The organism is Desulfacinum hydrothermale DSM 13146 (genome assembly GCF_900176285.1).
Classification (GTDB): Bacteria; Desulfobacterota; Syntrophobacteria; order Syntrophobacterales; family DSM-9756; genus Desulfacinum; species Desulfacinum hydrothermale.
This window is the reverse complement of record NZ_FWXF01000021.1, coordinates 1-18,771: the sequence shown is the minus strand read 5'-3', so window position 1 is coordinate 18,771 and position 18,771 is coordinate 1. Positions and strand designations below refer to the sequence as shown.

Annotated in this window: 15 protein-coding genes and 2 rRNA genes; 9 read left to right on the top strand and 8 right to left on the bottom strand. The window is 61.2% G+C overall.

Annotated features, from left to right (window positions below; genetic code table 11):
* Positions 1 to 52 precede the first annotated feature (52 nt).
* Both B9A12_RS14580 and B9A12_RS17075 read right to left on the bottom strand, forming a co-directional pair.
* A complete protein-coding gene (locus B9A12_RS14580; protein WP_084058839.1) occupies positions 53 to 634 on the bottom strand; it encodes a universal stress protein in 582 nt (193 codons plus the stop codon).
* A gap of 52 nt (positions 635 to 686) precedes the next feature.
* Complete coding sequence (locus B9A12_RS17075) at positions 687 to 860, bottom strand: hypothetical protein (protein WP_170920635.1); 174 nt, start codon at positions 858 to 860, stop codon at positions 687 to 689.
* Between the two features lie 795 nt (positions 861 to 1,655).
* Between B9A12_RS17075 and lon the strand changes: the two genes are divergently transcribed.
* Positions 1,656 to 3,680: an endopeptidase La gene (lon, locus tag B9A12_RS14575; RefSeq protein WP_084058838.1), complete on the top strand. Its 2,025-nt coding sequence runs from the start codon at positions 1,656 to 1,658 to the stop codon at positions 3,678 to 3,680.
* Positions 3,681 to 3,695: 15 nt separating this feature from the next.
* Here lon and B9A12_RS14570 read toward each other — a convergent pair whose 3' ends face one another.
* Positions 3,696 to 5,045, bottom strand: coding sequence for a sigma-54-dependent transcriptional regulator (locus tag B9A12_RS14570; protein WP_084058837.1), 1,350 nt, complete (start codon positions 5,043 to 5,045; stop codon positions 3,696 to 3,698).
* A 286-nt stretch (positions 5,046 to 5,331) separates the two neighbouring features.
* The gene (locus B9A12_RS14565; protein ID WP_084058836.1) at positions 5,332 to 6,774 is read right to left on the bottom strand and encodes a sensor histidine kinase; all 1,443 of its coding nucleotides are present in this window, start codon (positions 6,772 to 6,774) and stop codon (positions 5,332 to 5,334) included.
* Between the two features lie 268 nt (positions 6,775 to 7,042).
* Between B9A12_RS14565 and rnhA the strand changes: the two genes are divergently transcribed.
* Positions 7,043 to 7,510: a ribonuclease HI gene (gene rnhA, locus B9A12_RS14560; protein WP_212636964.1), complete on the top strand. Its 468-nt coding sequence runs from the start codon at positions 7,043 to 7,045 to the stop codon at positions 7,508 to 7,510.
* 442 nt (positions 7,511 to 7,952) lie between these two features.
* On the opposite strand, the gene fdhF is transcribed toward rnhA, so the two are convergent.
* The gene (fdhF, locus tag B9A12_RS17685) at positions 7,953 to 9,989 is read right to left on the bottom strand and encodes a formate dehydrogenase subunit alpha (protein WP_084058835.1); all 2,037 of its coding nucleotides are present in this window, start codon (positions 9,987 to 9,989) and stop codon (positions 7,953 to 7,955) included.
* A 446-nt stretch (positions 9,990 to 10,435) separates the two neighbouring features.
* Here fdhF and B9A12_RS14550 point away from each other — a divergent pair, with 446 nt between their 5' ends.
* The 6 genes from B9A12_RS14550 (at position 10,436) to B9A12_RS14525 (ending at position 16,685) form a co-directional block, all read left to right on the top strand.
* Positions 10,436 to 11,758, top strand: coding sequence for a 4Fe-4S binding protein (locus tag B9A12_RS14550; RefSeq protein WP_084058834.1), 1,323 nt, complete (start codon positions 10,436 to 10,438; stop codon positions 11,756 to 11,758).
* On the top strand, positions 11,755 to 12,732 hold the full coding sequence (locus B9A12_RS14545; RefSeq protein WP_170920634.1) for an RnfABCDGE type electron transport complex subunit D: 978 nt from the start codon (positions 11,755 to 11,757) through the stop codon (positions 12,730 to 12,732). Before B9A12_RS14550 ends, B9A12_RS14545 begins: the two co-directional genes overlap by 4 nt.
* Positions 12,733 to 12,742: 10 nt before the next feature.
* On the top strand, positions 12,743 to 13,309 hold the full coding sequence (locus B9A12_RS14540) for an RnfABCDGE type electron transport complex subunit G (protein WP_245802461.1): 567 nt from the start codon (positions 12,743 to 12,745) through the stop codon (positions 13,307 to 13,309).
* A 3-nt stretch (positions 13,310 to 13,312) separates the two neighbouring features.
* Complete coding sequence (rsxE, locus tag B9A12_RS14535) at positions 13,313 to 13,906, top strand: electron transport complex subunit RsxE (RefSeq protein WP_084058831.1); 594 nt, start codon at positions 13,313 to 13,315, stop codon at positions 13,904 to 13,906.
* Positions 13,907 to 13,924: 18 nt separating this feature from the next.
* Complete coding sequence (gene rsxA / locus B9A12_RS14530; protein ID WP_084058830.1) at positions 13,925 to 14,500, top strand: electron transport complex subunit RsxA; 576 nt, start codon at positions 13,925 to 13,927, stop codon at positions 14,498 to 14,500.
* A gap of 70 nt (positions 14,501 to 14,570) precedes the next feature.
* Positions 14,571 to 16,685 carry an RnfABCDGE type electron transport complex subunit B gene (locus B9A12_RS14525; RefSeq protein ID WP_084058829.1) on the top strand — a complete coding sequence of 705 codons (2,115 nt, stop codon included), beginning with the start codon at positions 14,571 to 14,573 and terminating at the stop codon, positions 16,683 to 16,685.
* On the opposite strand, the gene B9A12_RS14520 is transcribed toward B9A12_RS14525, so the two are convergent.
* On the bottom strand, positions 16,630 to 17,094 hold the full coding sequence (locus tag B9A12_RS14520; RefSeq protein ID WP_084058828.1) for a SoxR reducing system RseC family protein: 465 nt from the start codon (positions 17,092 to 17,094) through the stop codon (positions 16,630 to 16,632). The two genes, B9A12_RS14525 and B9A12_RS14520, sit on opposite strands and share 56 nt — an antisense overlap.
* Before the next feature lie 82 nt (positions 17,095 to 17,176).
* On the opposite strand from B9A12_RS14520, the gene B9A12_RS14515 reads away from it, so the two are divergent.
* On the top strand, positions 17,177 to 17,986 hold the full coding sequence (locus tag B9A12_RS14515) for a hypothetical protein (RefSeq protein ID WP_084058827.1): 810 nt from the start codon (positions 17,177 to 17,179) through the stop codon (positions 17,984 to 17,986).
* Positions 17,987 to 18,359: 373 nt separating this feature from the next.
* On the opposite strand, the gene rrf is transcribed toward B9A12_RS14515, so the two are convergent.
* Together rrf and B9A12_RS14505 are read right to left on the bottom strand one after the other, a co-directional pair.
* Positions 18,360 to 18,476: ribosomal RNA gene (rrf, locus tag B9A12_RS14510) — 5S ribosomal RNA — on the bottom strand.
* A 56-nt stretch (positions 18,477 to 18,532) separates the two neighbouring features.
* A 23S ribosomal RNA gene (locus B9A12_RS14505) occupies positions 18,533 to 18,771 on the bottom strand; the annotation flags it as partial.

Below are 18,771 nucleotides of genomic sequence, written 5' to 3'. Positions count from 1 at the left end.
GCCCAAGCGCCCTGCCCGGCCGAAAAGCCGAAGCCCTTATGGACTCAAGCCCCTAGGCCGGGGAGGCCACCGCATAGACCGGAATCACCACCTCTTCCTCTTTGCCCGCCACCTCGGGAAGGGCATCCGGTTCGCTGATCACGAACTCGATGCGTCGGAGTTCGTGGGTCACGTCCTTGATACACTTGTCCGGATCCCCCACTTTGACCACATGTTGGAACCCGATGCCACGTTCCTGGGCTTCCCGCAGGAATTCGGCCACACTCTGTTCGCACGTGTTTTCAAACTCCTTGGCAATGAGCGAGCAATAGGGGCCCACCTTTTCCGAATCCTTGGGAAGGTCCAGCACGTTGAGCGCCACGATCTCGTAGCCCATTCGCTCCGCAAAGCCCAAGGCGTAGTCGATCACGGGCCGTGAAAACGTGCCCTCATGGCCCACCACCAACACCCTGCGCGGCGCGGCTTGCTCTTCGGCCATGATTTGCCGGGCCTCCGCATGCATGCCGACCTCCGCAAAGGTGGCGGCGTCCATGGTGGTTTCCACGGATTTCCGGAGCCCACTTCTCTTCTCCACTTCCACGTCGGACCGTTGACGCTCGCCCTTACCGAATCGTTTCTTCAGACGCTTGATCATCTCTGTGTCCCCCCTTTCGCCGCTCTTTATGAGAACCTCTGAGAAAAGGCTTTCAGGTTCGATACACCCGGGGCCGAGGCCGCTGGCGCTGATCCTTTCTCGTCTCCACCCGCTTTTCCGTACGCTCACTTTCTTCCAGCAGCCGCAGGGCTTCCTCCCTTTCATCGGCTTCTGCAAAGGCGATGGCCGCCGCCATGGCTTCCAGTTTTTCCTTGATCCGTCCCATGTCCGTCCTCCTTTTTGGGGTCCCTTGCGGGGATTGGTTGCCGTTGCCCCCTTAAAGATCAAAACCCGTACCAAAAGGAGGTCTCAATACCTAACTACTTGATTTTCTGGCTTCTATCTTTTCCTGACGGGAAAAACGCGAAAAACACTCACCATTGCAGAATGCAACAAAAAGAAAACTCAAAAGCGTTATTTGTGTCTTTTCATAATGTTAGCGATCATTGCAACCAATACAACAGACTATTGCACCTTGCAACACTTGCGAGAAGATCTCCGGGGCCTCGCCGGCCCCGGTTTCCATCTGCGCACCACCGGAAGAAGCGTCATGGCAAGGCGGCCGCCGTGACCCGGGAACGGGCGCCGGTTCCACAACCCCCATTGGACCGGGGGTGGCGAATTTTAACTCGTTGCAATGCCACGGTGCCCTATGGCACTTTGTGAGTTCTCACAAGGCCTGGAGGAGGGGCGGGTTCCGCCCCTAGGTGCGCAAGGCCAGGCCGACAGCACGGACCCGCCGGCTTACCCCTCCCTTTTATCCATGAAAGAGGAGACCAACCCGGACGTTTTCGGGATAGCTCCCGGGTGTCCCATTGCCTTCCCTTCTTGACTCGTCACCCCCTCGATCCCTCCTGACCACCGTTTATCCTGGTCTCTCGCCGACTTCCGGGCTCAGCCTTGAGGCCGACAAGACCCGATGGAATCGCGCTTTCTGCAGCACCTTTTCGTTTGCGTGCCGCTTCCACGGATGAAATAATCAGCCCCCGATGAAGCATCCCAAACCAGGAGGATCCAGCCCATGATCTTCTTCAAGCGTCCGCAGGACGAGCAACGCCCCGAGGCCGAACCGGAGGATCTGGACTTACTGCGTCAACGTGTGGAAGGAGCCGACCTTCCCGAGCATGTGCTCAAGGTGGCGCTCAAGGAGCTGGACAAGCTGCAAAAGACGGATCCGGCCGTGGCCGAATATGCCATTGGCACCGCCTACGTGGACTTTCTCCTTTCCCTACCCTGGAATCACTTTACCGTGGACAACTTGGACCTGGACCGTGCCCAGGAGATTCTGGGTCAGGCCCATCACGGTCTTCAGCACGTGAAGGACCGCATTTTGGATTATCTGGCGGTTCGCACCCTTTGCTCCCTCCAGGCGTTTCGCGTGCTGGTGGTGGACGACGAGGAAATCGCCCGCACCAACCTGGAATACGTGCTTCGCAAGGATGGGCACCAGGTGGACACGGCCGTGGACGGCCAGGAGGCCTTCGACAAGCTTCGCATCAAGGAGTACGATCTGGTCATCACGGACTTGAAGATGCAGAAGATGGACGGACTGCAGCTCCTGGAGGCCATCAAGAAGATCTCGCCCCATACGGAAACGATCATGGTGACGGGATACGCCACCGTCACTTCCGCCGTGACCGCCCTCCAAAAGGGGGCCGTGACGTATCTTTCCAAGCCCATCAACATGGCCGAACTGCGATCGTTGGTCTCATCCGTCAAGGAAAGAAGGCGCCACATGCAGATGACCCGGGGGCCGATCCTGTGCTTTTCCGGCCCGCCCGGCACGGGCAAGACCTCCATCGGGCGATCCATCGCCCAAGCCCTGGAACGGCGCTTCGTGAGGCTTTCCCTGGCGGGCCTTCGCGACGAGGCGGAACTGCGGGGCCATCGGAGAACTTACGTGGGGGCCATGCCGGGCCGGATCATCCACGAGATACGGCGCCTGGGGGTCAAGAACCCGGTCTTCATGCTGGATGAAATCGACAAGATCGGGCAGGACTTCCGGGGAGACCCCGCGTCGGTGCTTTTGGAAATCCTGGATCCGGAGCAGAATTCCCATTTCATGGACCATTACTTGGACGTGCCCTTCGACCTTTCGGGCGTCATGTTCATCGCCACGGCCAATGGGGTGGAACGACTTCCCCGCCCCCTGTTGGATCGGCTGGAAGTCATTCAATTTCCCGGCTACACGGAAAGGGAAAAACTGGCCATCGCCCGCCACTTCATGATCCCCCGACAGCTGGAAGAGCACGGCCTGCGCGGCCGGGATGTCTCTTTTTCCGAGGAGACCATCCTCACCATCATTCGGGGTTACACGCGGGAGGCGGGGCTGCGCCATCTGGAAAGGGAACTGGCGGCCGTTTGCCGCAAAGTGGCCCGGCTCTATCTGACGGCGAAGGACTCCCAGGGACCGGGGGAGATCCCTCCCGATGTGATTCCCGAACTGTTGGGCCCTCCGCGATACACCTTCGAGGTGACGGAAGCCCGGAGTCGGATCGGCGTGGCCACCGGGCTGGTTTGGAGCGAACTCGGGGGCGAAATCATCTTTGTGGAGAGCACACGCATGCGGGGCTCCCAGCAACTGATCCTCACCGGATCCCTGGGAACCATCCTCAAGGAATCGGCTCAGACGGCCCTGAGCTATGTGCGCAGTCACGCGGAGCACTTCGGACTCGACCCGGACTTTTTCAGGGACTCGGACATCCACATCCACATTCCGGCGGGCGCCATCCCCAAGGACGGGCCTTCTGCGGGGATCACCATCGCCGTCTCCCTCTTGTCCCTGCTCATGCAGCGCCCGGTGCGCCGGGATGTGGCCATGACCGGAGAGCTCACCTTGAGCGGACGTCTACTGCCGGTGGCCGGCGTTCGAGAAAAGATCTTGGCGGCCCAACGGGCCGGTGTGTCCACGGTGATTTTCCCCCAGCGCAATGAATCGGACATCCGCCTGCTGGAAGAGGATGTGCTCATGGACATAGACGTGGTACTGGCCGAGGGCATTGAGCAGATCCTGGATAAGGTTTTGGAGCCCGCGCAGGGATCCTGACCCGGCTGCCAGGAACTACTGGACCCCGAAACGTTTCAGCCGGCGCCAGAGGGAAACGCGATCGATGCCCAGGATTTCGGCCGCCTTGGTCTTGTTCCCCTTCACCTTCTTGAGCACCCACAGGATGTATTCCTTTTCGTACTCCTCCAGGGTGAGAAATTCCCGACGAGCCGGCCGCGGCACTCGGAGGGTCAGCTGCTGAAGGTCCGGCGGCAAGTGGTTCACTTCGATCCGATCCCCCTGGGCCAGGGCCACCGCCCGCTCCACGATGTTTTCCAGCTCCCGCACGTTGCCGGGAAACTCGTATTGCATGAGCACTTCCAGCACCTCTTCGGAGATCTCGGCAATCTCCTTTTGTTGGGCCCGGGCAAATTTGTCCAGAAAGTGGCGGCACAAAAGTGGGATATCGTCCCTTCGCTCCACCAGGGGCGGCACATAGAGCGTAATCACATTGATCCGGTAGAAAAGATCCTGGCGGAAGCGTCCCCGCTTGACTTCTTTGAGAAGGTTACGGTTGGTGGCGGCCACCACCCGGATGTCCACCGGAATCTCTTCGGTTCCTCCCACCCGGATGAGCTTTTTTTCCTGCAGCACCCGCAGAAGCTTCACCTGCATGGCGGGCGGCATCTCTCCGATTTCATCCAGAAAAACCGTCCCCCCATGGGCCGCTTCCAGCAATCCCTTTTTGGTGGAACCCGCCCCGGTGAAGGCCTCCTTTTCATGGCCGAAAAGCTCATTGGCCAATAGCTCCTCGGAAAAGGCTCCGCAATTGATGGCCAGAAAAGGTCGGTCCCCACGTTGGCTCTTGGCGTGGAGAAACCTGGCCACCAATTCCTTGCCCGTCCCGGTCTCCCCCAAGATGAGCACGCTCGTATCCGTCGGAGCGATTTGTTCCGCCAAGCGCAGCAGTTGGTGCATTTTGTCGCTCTTGCCGATGATCACCGGGCCGCCGGTCTCCTGGCGCACTTGCCGTCGGAGCTCCTGGACCTCCTTTTCCAATTCCCGGCGTTCCAGGGCCTTGCGCACCAGGATGCGCACCTCCTCGAGCTTGTAGGGCTTGGGAAGATAATGGTAGGCCCCTTTCTTCATGGCCTCCACCGCCGTGGCCACGGTGGCGTAGCCCGTGACCACGATCACCTCCGTCTGCGGCCACAGCTCCTTGGTCCGTTCCAGCACGTCCATGCCGTCCACGCGTTCCATGCGCAGATCCGTCATGACCAAATCGAACTCGGTGCGCTCCAGCTCCTTGAGGGCCCGGAATCCGCTGTCCACAGCCACCACGTGGTAGCCTTCCTTTTTGAGAACGTATTGCAGGTTCTCCCGAGCAACCTTTTCGTCATCCACAATGAGAATGCGCTCCGTCATCCCTACCCCATCTCGTTCCACAGCAGCGGATCCATTCCAGTCCCAGGCGCCCCCTGTCTTCCCTCCCACGGAGCCTGACCCACGATGGCCTGCCGGCCTTTTGGGCCTATCTGACCCGTTGCAATTTCACCGGCCCCGTGGTGATTCTTGAATTCCCAGAAAGCCTTGTCGGGTCGGGTCCCGCCCCTACTGCTGAAACGACAGGCCGGTGACACGGGCGCCCCTGGTGTCCCCCACTCTCCGTCCACACGAGAAGGGAGGAACCGGGGCGTTCCCAGACAGCCGCCTAAGCCTCGGACCGCTTGACCGGCAGGATAATGGTAAACGTCGTCCCTTCGCCTTCGCGGCTTTCCACCTCGATGTGCCCCCGATGCTTTTCCACGATCCCGTAGGCGATGGACATTCCCAGTCCAGTGCCCGCCCCCACCTCTTTGGTGGTGAAAAAGGGATCGAAGATCTTGCTGGCCACCTCTTCCGACATACCGCAGCCGGTGTCCCGCACGCGGATCAGAACCTGCTGGGCCGCCTGGTCGTATTCCGCCGTGACCCAGATCTCCCCCCGGCCCTCCGGCATGGCCTGGATGGCATTCATGAAGAGATTCAAAAAGACCTGCTGCATGCGCTGGGGGTCCATCTCGACCACCATGTTTTCGGAAACCCGCGTCTCGATGCGAACACCCGGGGGCACCTGACTGGAGATCAGTCGCACCGTTTTGGCCACCACTTCGTTCAGGTTGGTGGGCACGATGGTAAATTCCTTGGCCCTGGAAAACTCCAAAAGGCCCTTCACGATGTCCCGGGCCCGCGCCACTTCCTGTTCCACATTGGTGAGCACCCGCCGGATGAAGTCCTCATCCAACTGATCCAGGTCTTCCAGAAGGATCTGGCACGAGGTGGAGATGTTGTTGAGGGGGTTGTTCAATTGGTGGGCCACCCCGGAGGTGAGCACCCCCAAGGAAGAAAGCTTCTTGGCCTGCACCAGCTGGTCCTGGCGCCGTTCCAATTCGGTGACCATGCGGTTGAAGGCTTTTACCACCTGCTGCGTTTCGTCCCGAGTATCCATGACCGGAAGAGGGGCAAAGTCACCCTGGGCGATCCGCAACATGTTCCTCTCGATCACCTTGAGGGGACGAACGATCTTTCGGGCCACGAGGGCGACGAAAAGGACACCCCCCAGCAAGGCCAAGGCGAGGGATCCCGCCAGTTGGGTCTTCAAGCCCTTGAGGATGCCCAAGATCCTCTGGCGCTCGAAATAGACCAGGTCCTGGGCCAGGTCCACCAGTTCCTTACCCTTTTCCCGCAGAGGCTGCTCCAACCGATGAATCTCTTCCCGCCGGTGCGCCGAAGCCGCCTGTTTGAGCTGTGCCATCAAACGCCGATAGTCCCGAAGAGACGCTTCAATCCTCTGGAGCTTCTGACCTCCCTCCAGGGACCGGAGCCTGGGGGAAATGCGGGTCAGAATGGACGTCGCCTCTTCTCGGTAGCGCTCGTTTTCTTCGATGGCCTCCAGTGTTTCATACAAAAAGAAGTTCTTTTCGAATCGACGCAGCTCCAGGATGGTGTTCAAAAGGTCGTCCGCCACCTCCACGAACTTCACCTTGGTTTCGACCTCCAGGAGCGACCGGTACGAAATCGCCCCGATAACCCCCAGGGTCAGGACCCCCAGGGTCATCCCCACGATGACCTTTTGGCGTATGTTGAGGTTAAAACGTTTCCGCCAGCCGTTCATGTTCGCCTCCGTGCGATCGGATCGTTTTTCCTTCCGTTCCTGCCCCTTTTACCACAAACCCTGAGGGGATGACACCGGCTCCCGGCACCGATATCCCGGGACGGGTCACGCGTGATCCGTGCAAGGTGAACGGCCTCAATCGTGGCTGGGGAAGCCCATGGGAGGGGAGTCGTTTTGGCCCCATGGGACTGCGCAGGCCGCGTGGATCGCGCACGTGTCTCGGCGCTTCTTTCATGCTATGGTGGCCGACGATGGAGAGGACGAAGACATGATGCAAAAGAGAAAACGGGTGGAGATCTTCACCGACGGAGCCTGCACCGGCAACCCTGGACCGGGCGGCTGGGGCGCGATCCTGCGCTACAAAGGTCACGAAAAGGAACTCAGCGGATCCAGCCCCAGGACCACCAACAACAAGATGGAACTCACGGCGGTCATCGAGGCCCTCAAGGCACTCAAAGAACCCTGCCACGTGGTGGTGCACACCGACTCCCAGTACCTCCAAAAGGGCATCACCCAGTGGATCCACCGCTGGAAAAAGAACGGCTGGAAGACCGCCACCAAGGAACCGGTCAAAAACAAGGAGCTTTGGCTGGAGTTGGACCGGCTCACACAGCGCCATCAGGTGGAGTGGCGATGGGTCAGGGGCCACAGCGGCCATCCCGAAAATGAGCGCTGCGATGCGCTGGCCCGCGCCGCTGCAGACGCCGTCCGGAAGGCAGGACCCCACGTTTCCTGACCCGAAGGGCCGGTGCCACACCCGGCGTCCCCGTGGTCTCAAGCTCCCATCCCTTTGCCCAAGGAAGCCTTGGGGAAGGTCCCGCCGTGATCCATGGCCGGCGGCTTGGGGGCCAACGGCCGCCATGGAGACCTTCCAGCGAAAAAAAGAGGGGGCCCGGGGTCTAGGAACCCCGCGCGCCCCTTTCCTCGCTTGCTTAGCGGGCCTGGTCCGAAATGGGACTCCTGGAAATGGGCCCTGCTGCGCAGCCCTCTTTTCGGGGCGACCCGGCGGATCGCTTTTGCGAATACAAAGCCTGAAATGCGTCCGTCAGGCTCTGTCGATTAGGCTTGGCATGGAGCGCGTCACGCCGCCCCCCCTACGGGGCTCTAAGCTACGCCGGGCCGCCGCCCATGGGTCCTATACCATGGCTCGTTTACGGGGGCCCGCAACAGCGGTTTGCTCAGGCCGCCTTTTCCACCTTCACCGCGCACACCTTGTATTCGGGGATCTTGCACACGGGGTCCAGAGCCGCGTTGGTGAGCACATTGGCGGCGCTTTCGGCGAAGTGAAACGGCATGAAAAGCACGCCCTTTCCGATGCGGTCCGTCACCTGCACTTTGGCGGTCACAGTGCCGCGCCGACTGCTCACCCGCACCATGTCCCCATCCTTTACGCCGTAGGCACCGGCATCCTCCGGATGCATCTCCAACAAAACCTCCCGCATCTCCCGATCCAGGTGCGCTGAGACGCGCGTCAGGGTGCCGGTATGATAATGCGCGTAGGATCGGCCGGTGGTGAGCCAGAAGGGATAGGCCGCATCCGGAATTTCCGCCGGTTCCCGATAGTCGATGGCGTGAAAGAGGCCTTTGCCGCGGGCGAACCGGTCTTTGTGCAGGTAGGGGGTTCCCGGATGATCGGTGGTGGGACACGGCCAGCAAAGCCCTTCCCCTTCGATCCGCTCATAGGTGATGCCCGCATAAGACGGGGTCAACTGGCGGATCTCCTCGTAAATTTCTTCCGCAGACCCATACTTCATGGGATAGCCCACCCGATTGGACAGGTCCCGGATGATCTGCCAGTCGGGCCGTGCATCCCCCACGGGATCGATGGCCTGGCGAACCCTCTGAACCCGCCGTTCGGAATTGGTGAAGGTGCCCTCCTTTTCCGCATAGGAGGCGCCGGGGAGCACCACGTGAGCCAGTTGCGTGGTGGGCGTGGGGAAGATGTCGATCACGCACAAAAATTCCAGCTGCTCCAGGGCGTGGCGCACGTGCCCCGCATTGGGATCGCTCACCAGCGGGTTCTCGCCCAGGACCACCATGGCCTTCACCTTGCCTTCCTCGATTCCGTTCACCATTTCCACCACGGTGAGCCCCACATTGGCGGAGAGGGTGGCGTTCCAGGCCTTTTCGAACTTCTCCTTGATTTCGGGAACCGTCACGGCCTGGTAGCCCGGGTAGACGTTGGGAAGGCCGCCCATGTCGCAGGCTCCCTGCACGTTGTTCTGGCCGCGAAGCGGGTTCACTCCCGTGGAGGGGCGTCCGATGTGACCGCACAGCATGGCCAGGTTGGCCAGGGACTTCACGTTGTCCACGCCCGTGGTGTGCTGGGTGATTCCCATGCAGTAGACGATGGATCCGTTTTGCGCCTTGGCGTAGTATTCGGCCATCCGGACGATGTCGTCCACGGCCACCTCACTGAGCTCCGAAGCCCTTTCGGGTGGGAACTGCTCGATGACCTTCAGAAAGTCTTCGAACCCCTCGGTGCGCTCTTCGATGAACGCCTGATTGTGCCAACCGTTTTTCACAATCACGTGCATCATGCCGTTCAGGAGCGCCACGTCGCTGCCCAAGCGCTGGCGAACGGCCACGTCGGCAAAGAGCGCCATCTGGATCTTTCGCGGATCCGCCACCAGGATCTTGGCCCCTTTCGCCTTGGCCTGGTAGAGCCGCGTGGCCACCAGCGGGTGGGCCACCGTGGTATTGGATCCAATGATGAAGATGCAATCGGCATCGGCCAACTCGTCAAAGGAGTTGGTCATAGCACCGCTACCGAACGCAGCGGCCAGACCGGCCACCGTGGAGCTGTGTCAGAGACGGGCGCAGTGGTCCACGTTGTTGGTTCCGATGGCGGCCCGAGCGAACTTTTGAAGCAGGTAGTTTTCCTCATTGGTGCACTTGGCGGATGAGAATAAGGCCACGCTGTCCGGGCCGTAGGTTTCCTTGATCCTCTTGAGTTCGGAGGCCACCGCGTCCAGGGCTTCGTCCCAGGATGCCTCCACCTGGCCGTCGCCGCGGCGAATGAGCGGCCGCGTCAGCCGGCGGGGGTGGTGCACAAACTCGTGGGCGTTCCAGCCCTTGATGCACAGCCTTCCTCGGTTCACCGGGCTGGTCTTGGACGGAAGCGTTTGAACGATTCGACCGTCCACCACTTCCAGGTAAAGCCCGCAGCCACAACCGCAGTACGGACAGGTGGTGAGAACGGAACGGTAATCCATGGACCTCTCCTTTTCGCAATCAACACTGGGTCACCGGGCGGTCGGGGCGAGGAGGCGCACGGCAAAAAGCTCGTGCATCCTTTCACATCGACCGGCGGGCATCCCCACCCGCACTCCTCCCTCTAGCACAGGAGAGTGTGCAAATCAAGGCGTCCTCGTTGTGACCAAGGCCCATCTTGTGCCTCATGTCTCAATTGGCTTGACACCTGACAGTCTCTTTATCTATAAAATGCCTAATCGTGGGGCGCTTCCTGCCGCCCAGGACGGGAAGACAGGCGGGGTGCCCGGGGCCGTGCATTGGCCAGTTTTTTCGAAAAGATGTTAACCCTTTCACAATAGCGGAGTCGCGGACGCCCTGGGTGAATCCAGGGGCCCGCCGGTCTTTCAGGCGGTTTCTGAGCGTATCTGTCAACCAGTTTAAGGATTGGGACACGATCGGAAAAAGCATGAAGCTAGCCAAAATCGCTCTTATCGCAGCAAGTCCAGGAAGCCCGCCGCCGCCCGACGTTCTTCCCCATCCCGAAAAGATCTTCATTCCGCTGGATGGCCCATGGGGCCGGGCGGAAGCCCAGGTCGCTCCCGGGCAAACCGTGGAGGCCGGCGCGGTGGTGGGCCGGTTCCAGGATCCACGCCTTCCGATGTTGCGGGCGTCCGCAGCGGGATCCGTGGAAGGGATCCGCACCGTCAACACGCCCGACGGGCAAAAGGCCCAGGCCGTCGTCCTCCAGCCCTTGGGGGACGGGGCCCCGGCGAGCCAAGCGCCGCCACAGGGCGCTGCTCCCGTGGCCCTTGCCAAGGCGCTTACCGAGGCGGGCTTTGCGGAAACGGACCGTCACCCGTGGCCCTTTCCCGCCCGTATCTGCTCGCCCGAAACGGCCTCTGAGGCCTTCCAGCTCACCGACGCCCCCTTCCACAACCCCATTGAGACCCTCATCATCAACGGCTTGGACCGCCAACCCGGCGAGATGGTGCGTCGGACCGTGTTGGGCCATCTGGGCTCCTTCGTCGTCCAGGCCGTTGCGGCGCTCAAGGCCCTGTCCCAGGCCTCGCGGGTGGTTCTGGTCTACGACCGCAGCGCGCCTCCCGGTGGGGAATTGCTTCGATCCCTCCAGGAGCAAGGAGTGGACTGTCGGGGTCTGGAAAACGTTTACCCGTCCGCCCTCACTCCCGTTCTCGTCCAGCTTGTGACCGGCAAGCAGGTGCCGCAGCCGGCCTCTGATCCGCGCCTGGTGGGTGTTGCCGTGATCGATGTGACCACGGCCTGGCAGCTGGGACGGTTTCTCACGGACGGAACTCTGCCCCTGGAAATCTTGGTGCAGGTCTCGTCGTGGAAATCGGGGCTGCACCGGCTCTATCGAGTTCCCGCCGGAACGCCTTTGGAACCCATCCTGGCAGCGGCCAACGCGGCACCGCAACCAGCCAAGATCGTGGTGGGCGGCCCGCTCTTGGGCTATGCCCAGTTCGACCGGCAGGCCCCGCTGGTGGCCTCCGACTTTGTCCTGGTCCAGCAGCCGGATGAGGTCCACACTTACAATTACCGGGCCTGCATCAACTGCGGCCATTGCGTTCCCGTCTGCCCCATGAAGCTTTTGCCCAACGAGCTGGGCAAACTGTGCGAGTACGGCCGCTTTCACGATGCGGAGGCCCAATACCTGGCCCATTGCATCGAATGCGGCCTGTGTGCCTTCGTTTGTCCGGCCAAACGCCCCATGGTGCAACTGATCCGCCATGGCAAACGCGAGATCCTGGAAATGAGGAAGGAGTCATGAAGCGACCTGGTCTCATTGTTTCTCCGTCTCCGCACTGGCACTCCGGGCGAACGGTCCAGGGCATGATGGTGGATTTCGCCATCGCGCTTCTCCCCTGCCTTTTGGCCGGTTGGTACTACTTCGGCTGGAACGCTGTGCGTGTGGCCTTGCTGTGCGTGGTGAGCGCCGTCGTGGCGGAAGCCGTGTGGCAAAAGGCCTTGAAGCGTCCCGTGACCGTTTCCGACGGCTCGGCGGTGGTGGCCGGCCTCCTGCTTGGGCTCATCCTTTCTCCGGAAGTCCCCGGGTGGATCTGCGTGCTGGGCTCCGTCACGGCCATCCTGGTCGGCCGCCAGCTTTTTGGGGGATTTGGAAGCAATCCTTTCAGCTGCGTCCTGGTCGGCTACGGGTTCATCTTCATCTCCTACCCCCACATCCTCCAATCCTTTCCCATGCCCCATCCGGCCTTCGGCCTGGAGCCTGGAGGCTACATCGAATACCCGCCCATGGACATACTCAAGATGGACGGTATCCAGGTGATCCGGGACATTCCCTGGACGGATCTTTTCCTCGGCAATGTGCCGGGAACGGCGGGAACCGTTTCCGTACTGGCCGTCTTGCTGGGTGGCATCTACCTGATCGCACGGCGCGTCATCCGCTGGCCTATTCCCGTCTTCTGCCTGGCGGGAGCTTGGATCTTTGCCGCCGTCTGCCACCTGATCGATCCGAGCCTCTACGCTTCGCCCACTTTTCACGTGCTGGCCGGCTGGGTCTTTCTTTCCGCGTTCTTCCTGGCCACGGAACCGGGGACGTGCCCCGTGACCTTTCCGGGCATGGTCCTCTACGGGCTGGGCTGCGGATGCCTCATCATCATCATCCGCACATGGGGTACGTACATGGAGGGGGCCCCGTTCGCCGTGCTGCTCATGAACGGCATCACCCCCTTGTTGGATCGAATCCGTCCACGAGTCATAGGGAGGGTGCAGGAAAGTGCGTGACTTGATCAAGATGGTCGTTGTGCTGACAGCCATCTGCGGCACTTCGGGGCTGGTTCTTTCCTATGTGAACGAAGCCACCAAGGCGCCGCGGGAATACCAACTGCTCAAATTCGTGAAGGGCCCGTCCCTCAAGGTGGTGCTACCGGAAGGCTACGACAACGATCCCATCACCGACAAGATCCAAGTCAAGCTGGGAACCGACGAGAAAGGCCAGCCCATCCTGAAGGATGTCTTCCCGGCCAAGAAGGACGGCAAGATCGTCGCCTTCGCCTACGATGCGACGGCCAGCGGCTATCACGGCCCCGTCTCCCTCATGATCGGTTTCGCGCCCGACGGGACCCTCACGGGCGTAAGCGTCATGACCCACAGCGAGACGCCGGGCCTGGGCGCCCGCATCACCGAGCCGGCCTTCACCCGGCAGTTTGCCAAGTTGAAGGGTCTGGACCAGGTGAAGCTGTCCACCCAGGGAGGGCGGATCGACGCCGTGAGCGGAGCCACCATTTCCAGTACGGCCGCGGTGACCGCCGTGCAGGAAGCCATCAAGCTCTTCCCGAAGATCAAAGAGGAGGTGCTTTGAGCCATGAGTGTGTTGAGCGAATTCACCAAGGGTCTCTGGAAAGAGGTGCCTCCTTTCCGGCTCGTGTTGGGCCTGTGCCCCACCCTGGCCGTTACCACCGCCGCCAAGAACGGGCTGGGCATGGGGCTGGCCACCACCTTCGTGCTGGTCTGCTCCAACATCCTGGTCTCACTGCTACGCAACGTGATCCCCAGCAAGGTTCGGATCGCCGGTTTTATCGTCATCATCGCCTCTTTCGTGGTCATTGTGGAATTGGTGATGCAAGCCTACTTCTATCCCCTTTTCAAGGTCTTGGGCATCTTCATTCCCCTCATTGTGGTCAATTGCATCATCCTGGGACGAGCGGAAGCTTTTGCATCCAAAAACGGACTCATTCTCTCCGCCGCAGACGGCTTGGGCATGGGCATTGGGTTTACCATGTCCCTGACCTTTCTCGGGGCCGTGCGGGAATGGATGGGCTCCGGGAGCGTCTTCGGAGTGCCCTTGGCAGGGCCCCATTTCCAGCCGTTCGCCATCATGCTCAAGCCTCCCGGCGCTTTTTTGTGCTTGGCCGTCATCCTGGCGATCATGAACCTGATCAGCGCCAAACGCGCGTAGCCGACGGAGGTAAACATCATGCACGAGTATTGGCTGTTGATCGTCGGCGCCGTCTTCGTCAACAACATCATTCTCGCCCGCTACCTGGGGAACTGTCCCTTCTTCGGGGTGTCCAACCGCATGGATACGGCCACGGGGATGGCCATGGCCGTGGTGTTCGTCATCACGCTGGCCAGTTGCATCACCTGGCTGGTCGAAAAATACGTGCTGGCTCCCTTTGGTCTGGAGTATCTGGAGACCATCGCCTTCATCCTGGTGATCGCTTCCTTGGTGCAGCTGGTCGAGATGTTCCTCCAGAAGTCCGTCCCGGCCCTCTACCGGGCCTTGGGGATCTACCTCCCGCTCATCACCACCAACTGCGCGGTGTTGGGCGTGGCCGTTTTGTGCGTGGAGGAAGATTTCAACTTCATCAAGACCCTTGTCTTCGCCTTCGCATCGGCGGTCGGTTATGGAATGGCCCTGATCATGCTGACGGGCATCCGCGAGCGGATCCTCGTGGCACCCGTTCCCAAACACCTTCAGGGACTCCCGGTGGGTCTTATCTCTGGAGGGTTGCTGGCGCTGGCTTTCCTGGGCTTTTTGGGCATGGTGTGAAGCCCGTCGCCTCACTTGATCGAAGGATGGGTTCTCCTGGCCCGATGGAGCAACTACTAAGAGGGTGACTATGCTTTCAGCAATCTTGGCCATTGGTGGACTAGGGTTCGTGGCCGGCGTGGGTTTGGCCGCCGCTTCCAAGATCTTTTACGTTTACGTGGATCCCCTCATCGTGGCAGTGGAAGAAGCCCTTCCCGGAGCCAATTGCGGCGGCTGCGGGTTTCCGGGCTGCTCCGGCGCTGCCGAGGCCATTGCCACGGGCAAGGCTCCACCGACCATCTGCGTGGGAGGCGGCCCCGCCACCCACGCCAAGGTAGCCTCTATCCTGGGCATCGAGATCAAGGAGGTGGAACCCGAAATCGCCCGCCCCGGATGCTACTACGGCCCCCAGGAAGCGGACCTCAAATACATCTACGACGGCCTCAACGATTGTCGTGCTGCCATGCTCCTCGGCGGCGGTGCCAAGGAATGCCCCGTGGGTTGCCTGGGACTGGGTTCCTGCGTCAAGGCATGCCCCTTCGGCGCCTTGTCCATGGGAGAAGACGGCCTTCCCAGGGTGAATGCATCCCTTTGCACCGGTTGCGGCACCTGCGAGCGGGTCTGCCCCAAGCACATCATCACCCTCACCTCCAATTCCCGCCGCGTCACCCAGGAATACACCCTGGATCAATGCTCCGCTCCGTGCCAACGCACCTGTCCGGCAGGGATCGATATCCCCGCCTACATCGACGCGGCCGGACGCGGCGACTACCTGGAGGCGGTGCGCATCATCAAGGAAAAGAACCCCTTTCCCCTGGTCTGTGGCCGTATCTGTGTGCATCCTTGCGAAAACGAATGCCGACGCAACCTGCTGGACGAGCCGGTGGCCATTAATCCCATCAAACGATTCGTGGCCGACTTTGAGATGAAGAGCGGGAGCCGAATTCCCATCGAGAAGGCGCCCCCCACCGGAAAGCGAATCGCCGTGATTGGTGGTGGCGCCGAGGGCCTCACCGCAGCCTTCTTTTTGGCCCGGCTGGGCCACGAACCCACCGTCTATGAAGGCAAGCCCCACCTGGGCGGACTGCTTCGAACCATCATCCCCGATTCCCGGCTGCCCAAGGATGTGCTCGACTGGGAAATTCAAGGCATCCTGGAGACGGGCGTGACGGCCCATACCAACACGAAACTGGGCCGGGACGTGGCCATTGGCGATCTTCTCCAAGAGGGCTACGATGCCGTCTTCGTGGCCACCGGCGGATGGGACAGCCAGATGAGTGAAGGGCTTCCCACGGAGCCGTACCAGATGTTGCCCGGCGTCCATCTCCTGGTCCATCTGTCCTTCGCCCACATGGCCGGCAAGGCGCCCCAGCTTGCCGGCGACGCCATGATCGTGGGCTGCGGAAACGCCTCCATCGATGCCGCGCACCTGCTCAAAACATTGGGTGCCCAGCACGTTCACGTGGTCTTTCGCGGATCCCGCCAGGAATCCCCCTTTACGGACGAAGAACTTCAGGCGGCGGAAGCTCAGGGTATCACCTTCCATTTCCGATCCGCCATCACCCGCATGTTCGGACGCGCCGGTGATCTGACCCATGTGGAGGTGGCGTCTCTGGAGAAATACGTTCCCGGACAGACCCTGCAGCAACTGCACGAACAGGCGGCGCTCCAGCACATCCCTGTGCAGACCCTGGTGACCGGCGCCGGAAGGTTTCCGGAACTCATCTACGCGCCGGTCTATGAACAGCGCGGAGAAGGCGACCAACAGGAACTGGTGAGAACCGACCACTGGGAAACGGTCGTTCCCTACGCCGGTCCCTTCGCCGAGGAAGACGTCGGCATCTTCCGCCCCGGCGAGGCCACAACCGACTACAAGGCGGTGGTGGAAGCCATCGGTGCGGGCCGACGCGGCGCCGCCTCCGTTCATAAACGACTCATGGGAGAAGAGGTGGCCGCACCGCCGGGCATGATCCGGCGCTCCACTCGGGTTCTCACCGTTGACACGCTGGAGCCCTTGTCCCCGCAGCCGAGGGAAAAGATGCCTGCCCTGTCTCCGGTTGAACAGATGGCGAACCCGGAGGCGGAAGTGGAATTGGGATTTTCGGAAGAACAGGTGCGCCGGGAAGCGCAACGCTGCCTTCGCTGCGGACTCATTTGCTATCGTCGGCCGCTTCAGGAGCCGGAGAGCTTGGCAAAATCCGCATAATGCGCGGCCGATAGTGCGTCCGTGATCCGGCTCGCCGGTCAAAGCCCTTGGCCGCCACGAAGGCCACCGCCATGGCTCCAAAACCGGCGAGCACGGATGCCAGGGTGGGATTGAGGCCCAGGACGGCCGCCTTGGACCAGCCCAACGCGGCCCCGCCCACAAAGGCCACCACGGGCACGAAATAGACAACGAGGGACATGGTGAGAAAGGATCCGGTCGGAAGGCCGATCTCCACCTGGTCGCCAACCCGGGCGCCTAGATCATTGGCGGCCTCCACCACCATCTCCTTGCTACTGAGCATCTTACAAGCGCCCTGGGAGTGGCAGCTGTGGCACGCTTCGCTGCGTTCCACCTTCACATACGCGGACTGATCTTGAACACCTTGCACCACACCGTGCTCTGTGAGCATGGGAACCTCCTGGGAGAGTGACAACCAATCGTAACGGGCCAACAAGCCTGGCTAGTTGAATCTACCAATACAGGGAATCGCCATGAAAGATCAAATCCGGGATTACGCGAAAAAACTTTTAGCGGACGGCGTCGTGGACGGGTTTCTCGCCCTCAAAAAAGAGGGCGAACACATTCATCCGCACCTCTTCACCCGCGCAGAAGAGCTGGAAAGCCTTTCCCTGGGAGATTTGGAAAAGCCCGGCCAGGCCCGTTATCCACTGGTGAAAGTGCTCCTGCGCCTCACCCGGCTGGATCCCACCCAAAGACTTGCGGTCATGGTTCGCGGTTGTGAAGAACGGGCCTTCCACAAGCTGGTCCAGGCGAGCCAGATCAATCCCAAGCGGGTGACCTTGGTGGGCTTTTCGTGCTCTCCCGACCTGGCCCAGCGCTGCGGATGCCTCAAACCCTGGCCGGACGCCCTGGTGGCGGGGGAAAAACCCGACCTGCCCCCCAGCCCCAAGGTGGTGACCGCCACCCCCAAGAATCTGGTCAAGGACATGCAATTTCTGAAGGATGCCTTCGATCGCTGCGTCAAGTGCTACGGCTGCCGCAACATCTGCCCCGTCTGCTTCTGCCACGAGTGCACGCTGGAAGAGGACACCTTCGTTCCCAAGACGGGCTCCACCCTTCCGCCCGCCAACCCGGAATTTCTGTTCACCCGGGCGGTCCACATGGTGGGCTATTGCGTCTACTGCGGCCTCTGTGAAGAGGCTTGCCCGGCACACATTCCGCTTAAGACCGTCTACAAGATGGTGGCCAACATCGTGGACGAAAAACATGGCTACCGGATCCAGGACTTCCCGGGTCGCGGCCAGAGCGCCCCGGCACCAGAAGATGCCTCCAATGCCTAGGTAGAATTACCCCCACTGCGCAGATGACAGGGGTTTGCACCCGCGCCCCGGTGCTCTCCCCTGCCTGCCGACAGCTCCACCTCTGGGAGGTCAGGAGGTGGTGTTGTCCGGCTCGTTATCTCCCCCTTTTCCCCCTCCACCATCACGGAAGAGGGCACAGCGAACGGCCCCCTCTTCCCTTTCAGGCATCCATGCCTCCAGGGCGACCCAAGGGCGAGCACGCCACCATGATCCAGGCCGTCCGGCGGGGTGGGGTTCTGGAATGCGTGCTGGATGGGATGGACGGGGCCGAAGGCGATGACACGAGAAGGCGAGAGTCCCAACGCAAAAAGGCCGGAACCTGTCCATCAGGTTCCGGCCTTCTCGAATAATGGACCGGCGGCGACCTACTCTCCCACGCGGTCACCCACGCAGTACCATCGGCGCTGAGGAGCTTAACTGCCGTGTTCGGGATGGGAACGGGTGTGGCCTCCTCGCCATAGCCACCGGCCCAATCTGGGAATAGGGTCTTCGCATCAGCGCTGTCCCATCGCCCTTAAGAAAGGGATGGTCAAGCCTCACGGCCTATTAGTACCGGTCAGCTCCATCCGTTACCGGACTTCCACCTCCGGCCTATCAACCTCGTCGTCTACGAGGGGCCTTCAGCTCCGCCGAAGCGGAAAGGGAACTCTCATCTTGGGGTGGGTTTCCCGCTTAGATGCTTTCAGCGGTTATCCCTTCCGAACATAGCTACCCAGCGGTGCTCCTGGCGGAACAACTGGGACACCAGAGGTCCGTCCATCCCG

Bases quoted from the DNA above. Each gene is read 5' to 3' on its own strand.
- B9A12_RS14580 (WP_084058839.1), bottom strand. From the start codon at position 634: ATGATCAAGCGTCTGAAGAAACGATTCGGTAAGGGCGAGCGTCAACGG.
- B9A12_RS17075 (WP_170920635.1), bottom strand. From the start codon at position 860: ATGGGACGGATCAAGGAAAAACTGGAAGCCATGGCGGCGGCCATCGCC.
- lon (WP_084058838.1), top strand. From the start codon at position 1,656: ATGATCTTCTTCAAGCGTCCGCAGGACGAGCAACGCCCCGAGGCCGAA.
- B9A12_RS14570 (WP_084058837.1), bottom strand. From the start codon at position 5,045: ATGACGGAGCGCATTCTCATTGTGGATGACGAAAAGGTTGCTCGGGAG.
- B9A12_RS14565 (WP_084058836.1), bottom strand. From the start codon at position 6,774: ATGAACGGCTGGCGGAAACGTTTTAACCTCAACATACGCCAAAAGGTC.
- rnhA (WP_212636964.1), top strand. From the start codon at position 7,043: ATGATGCAAAAGAGAAAACGGGTGGAGATCTTCACCGACGGAGCCTGC.
- B9A12_RS14550 (WP_084058834.1), top strand. From the start codon at position 10,436: ATGAAGCTAGCCAAAATCGCTCTTATCGCAGCAAGTCCAGGAAGCCCG.
- B9A12_RS14545 (WP_170920634.1), top strand. From the start codon at position 11,755: ATGAAGCGACCTGGTCTCATTGTTTCTCCGTCTCCGCACTGGCACTCC.
- B9A12_RS14540 (WP_245802461.1), top strand. From the start codon at position 12,743: ATGGTCGTTGTGCTGACAGCCATCTGCGGCACTTCGGGGCTGGTTCTT.
- rsxE (WP_084058831.1), top strand. From the start codon at position 13,313: ATGAGTGTGTTGAGCGAATTCACCAAGGGTCTCTGGAAAGAGGTGCCT.
- rsxA (WP_084058830.1), top strand. From the start codon at position 13,925: ATGCACGAGTATTGGCTGTTGATCGTCGGCGCCGTCTTCGTCAACAAC.
- B9A12_RS14525 (WP_084058829.1), top strand. From the start codon at position 14,571: ATGCTTTCAGCAATCTTGGCCATTGGTGGACTAGGGTTCGTGGCCGGC.
- B9A12_RS14520 (WP_084058828.1), bottom strand. From the start codon at position 17,094: ATGCTCACAGAGCACGGTGTGGTGCAAGGTGTTCAAGATCAGTCCGCG.
- B9A12_RS14515 (WP_084058827.1), top strand. From the start codon at position 17,177: ATGAAAGATCAAATCCGGGATTACGCGAAAAAACTTTTAGCGGACGGC.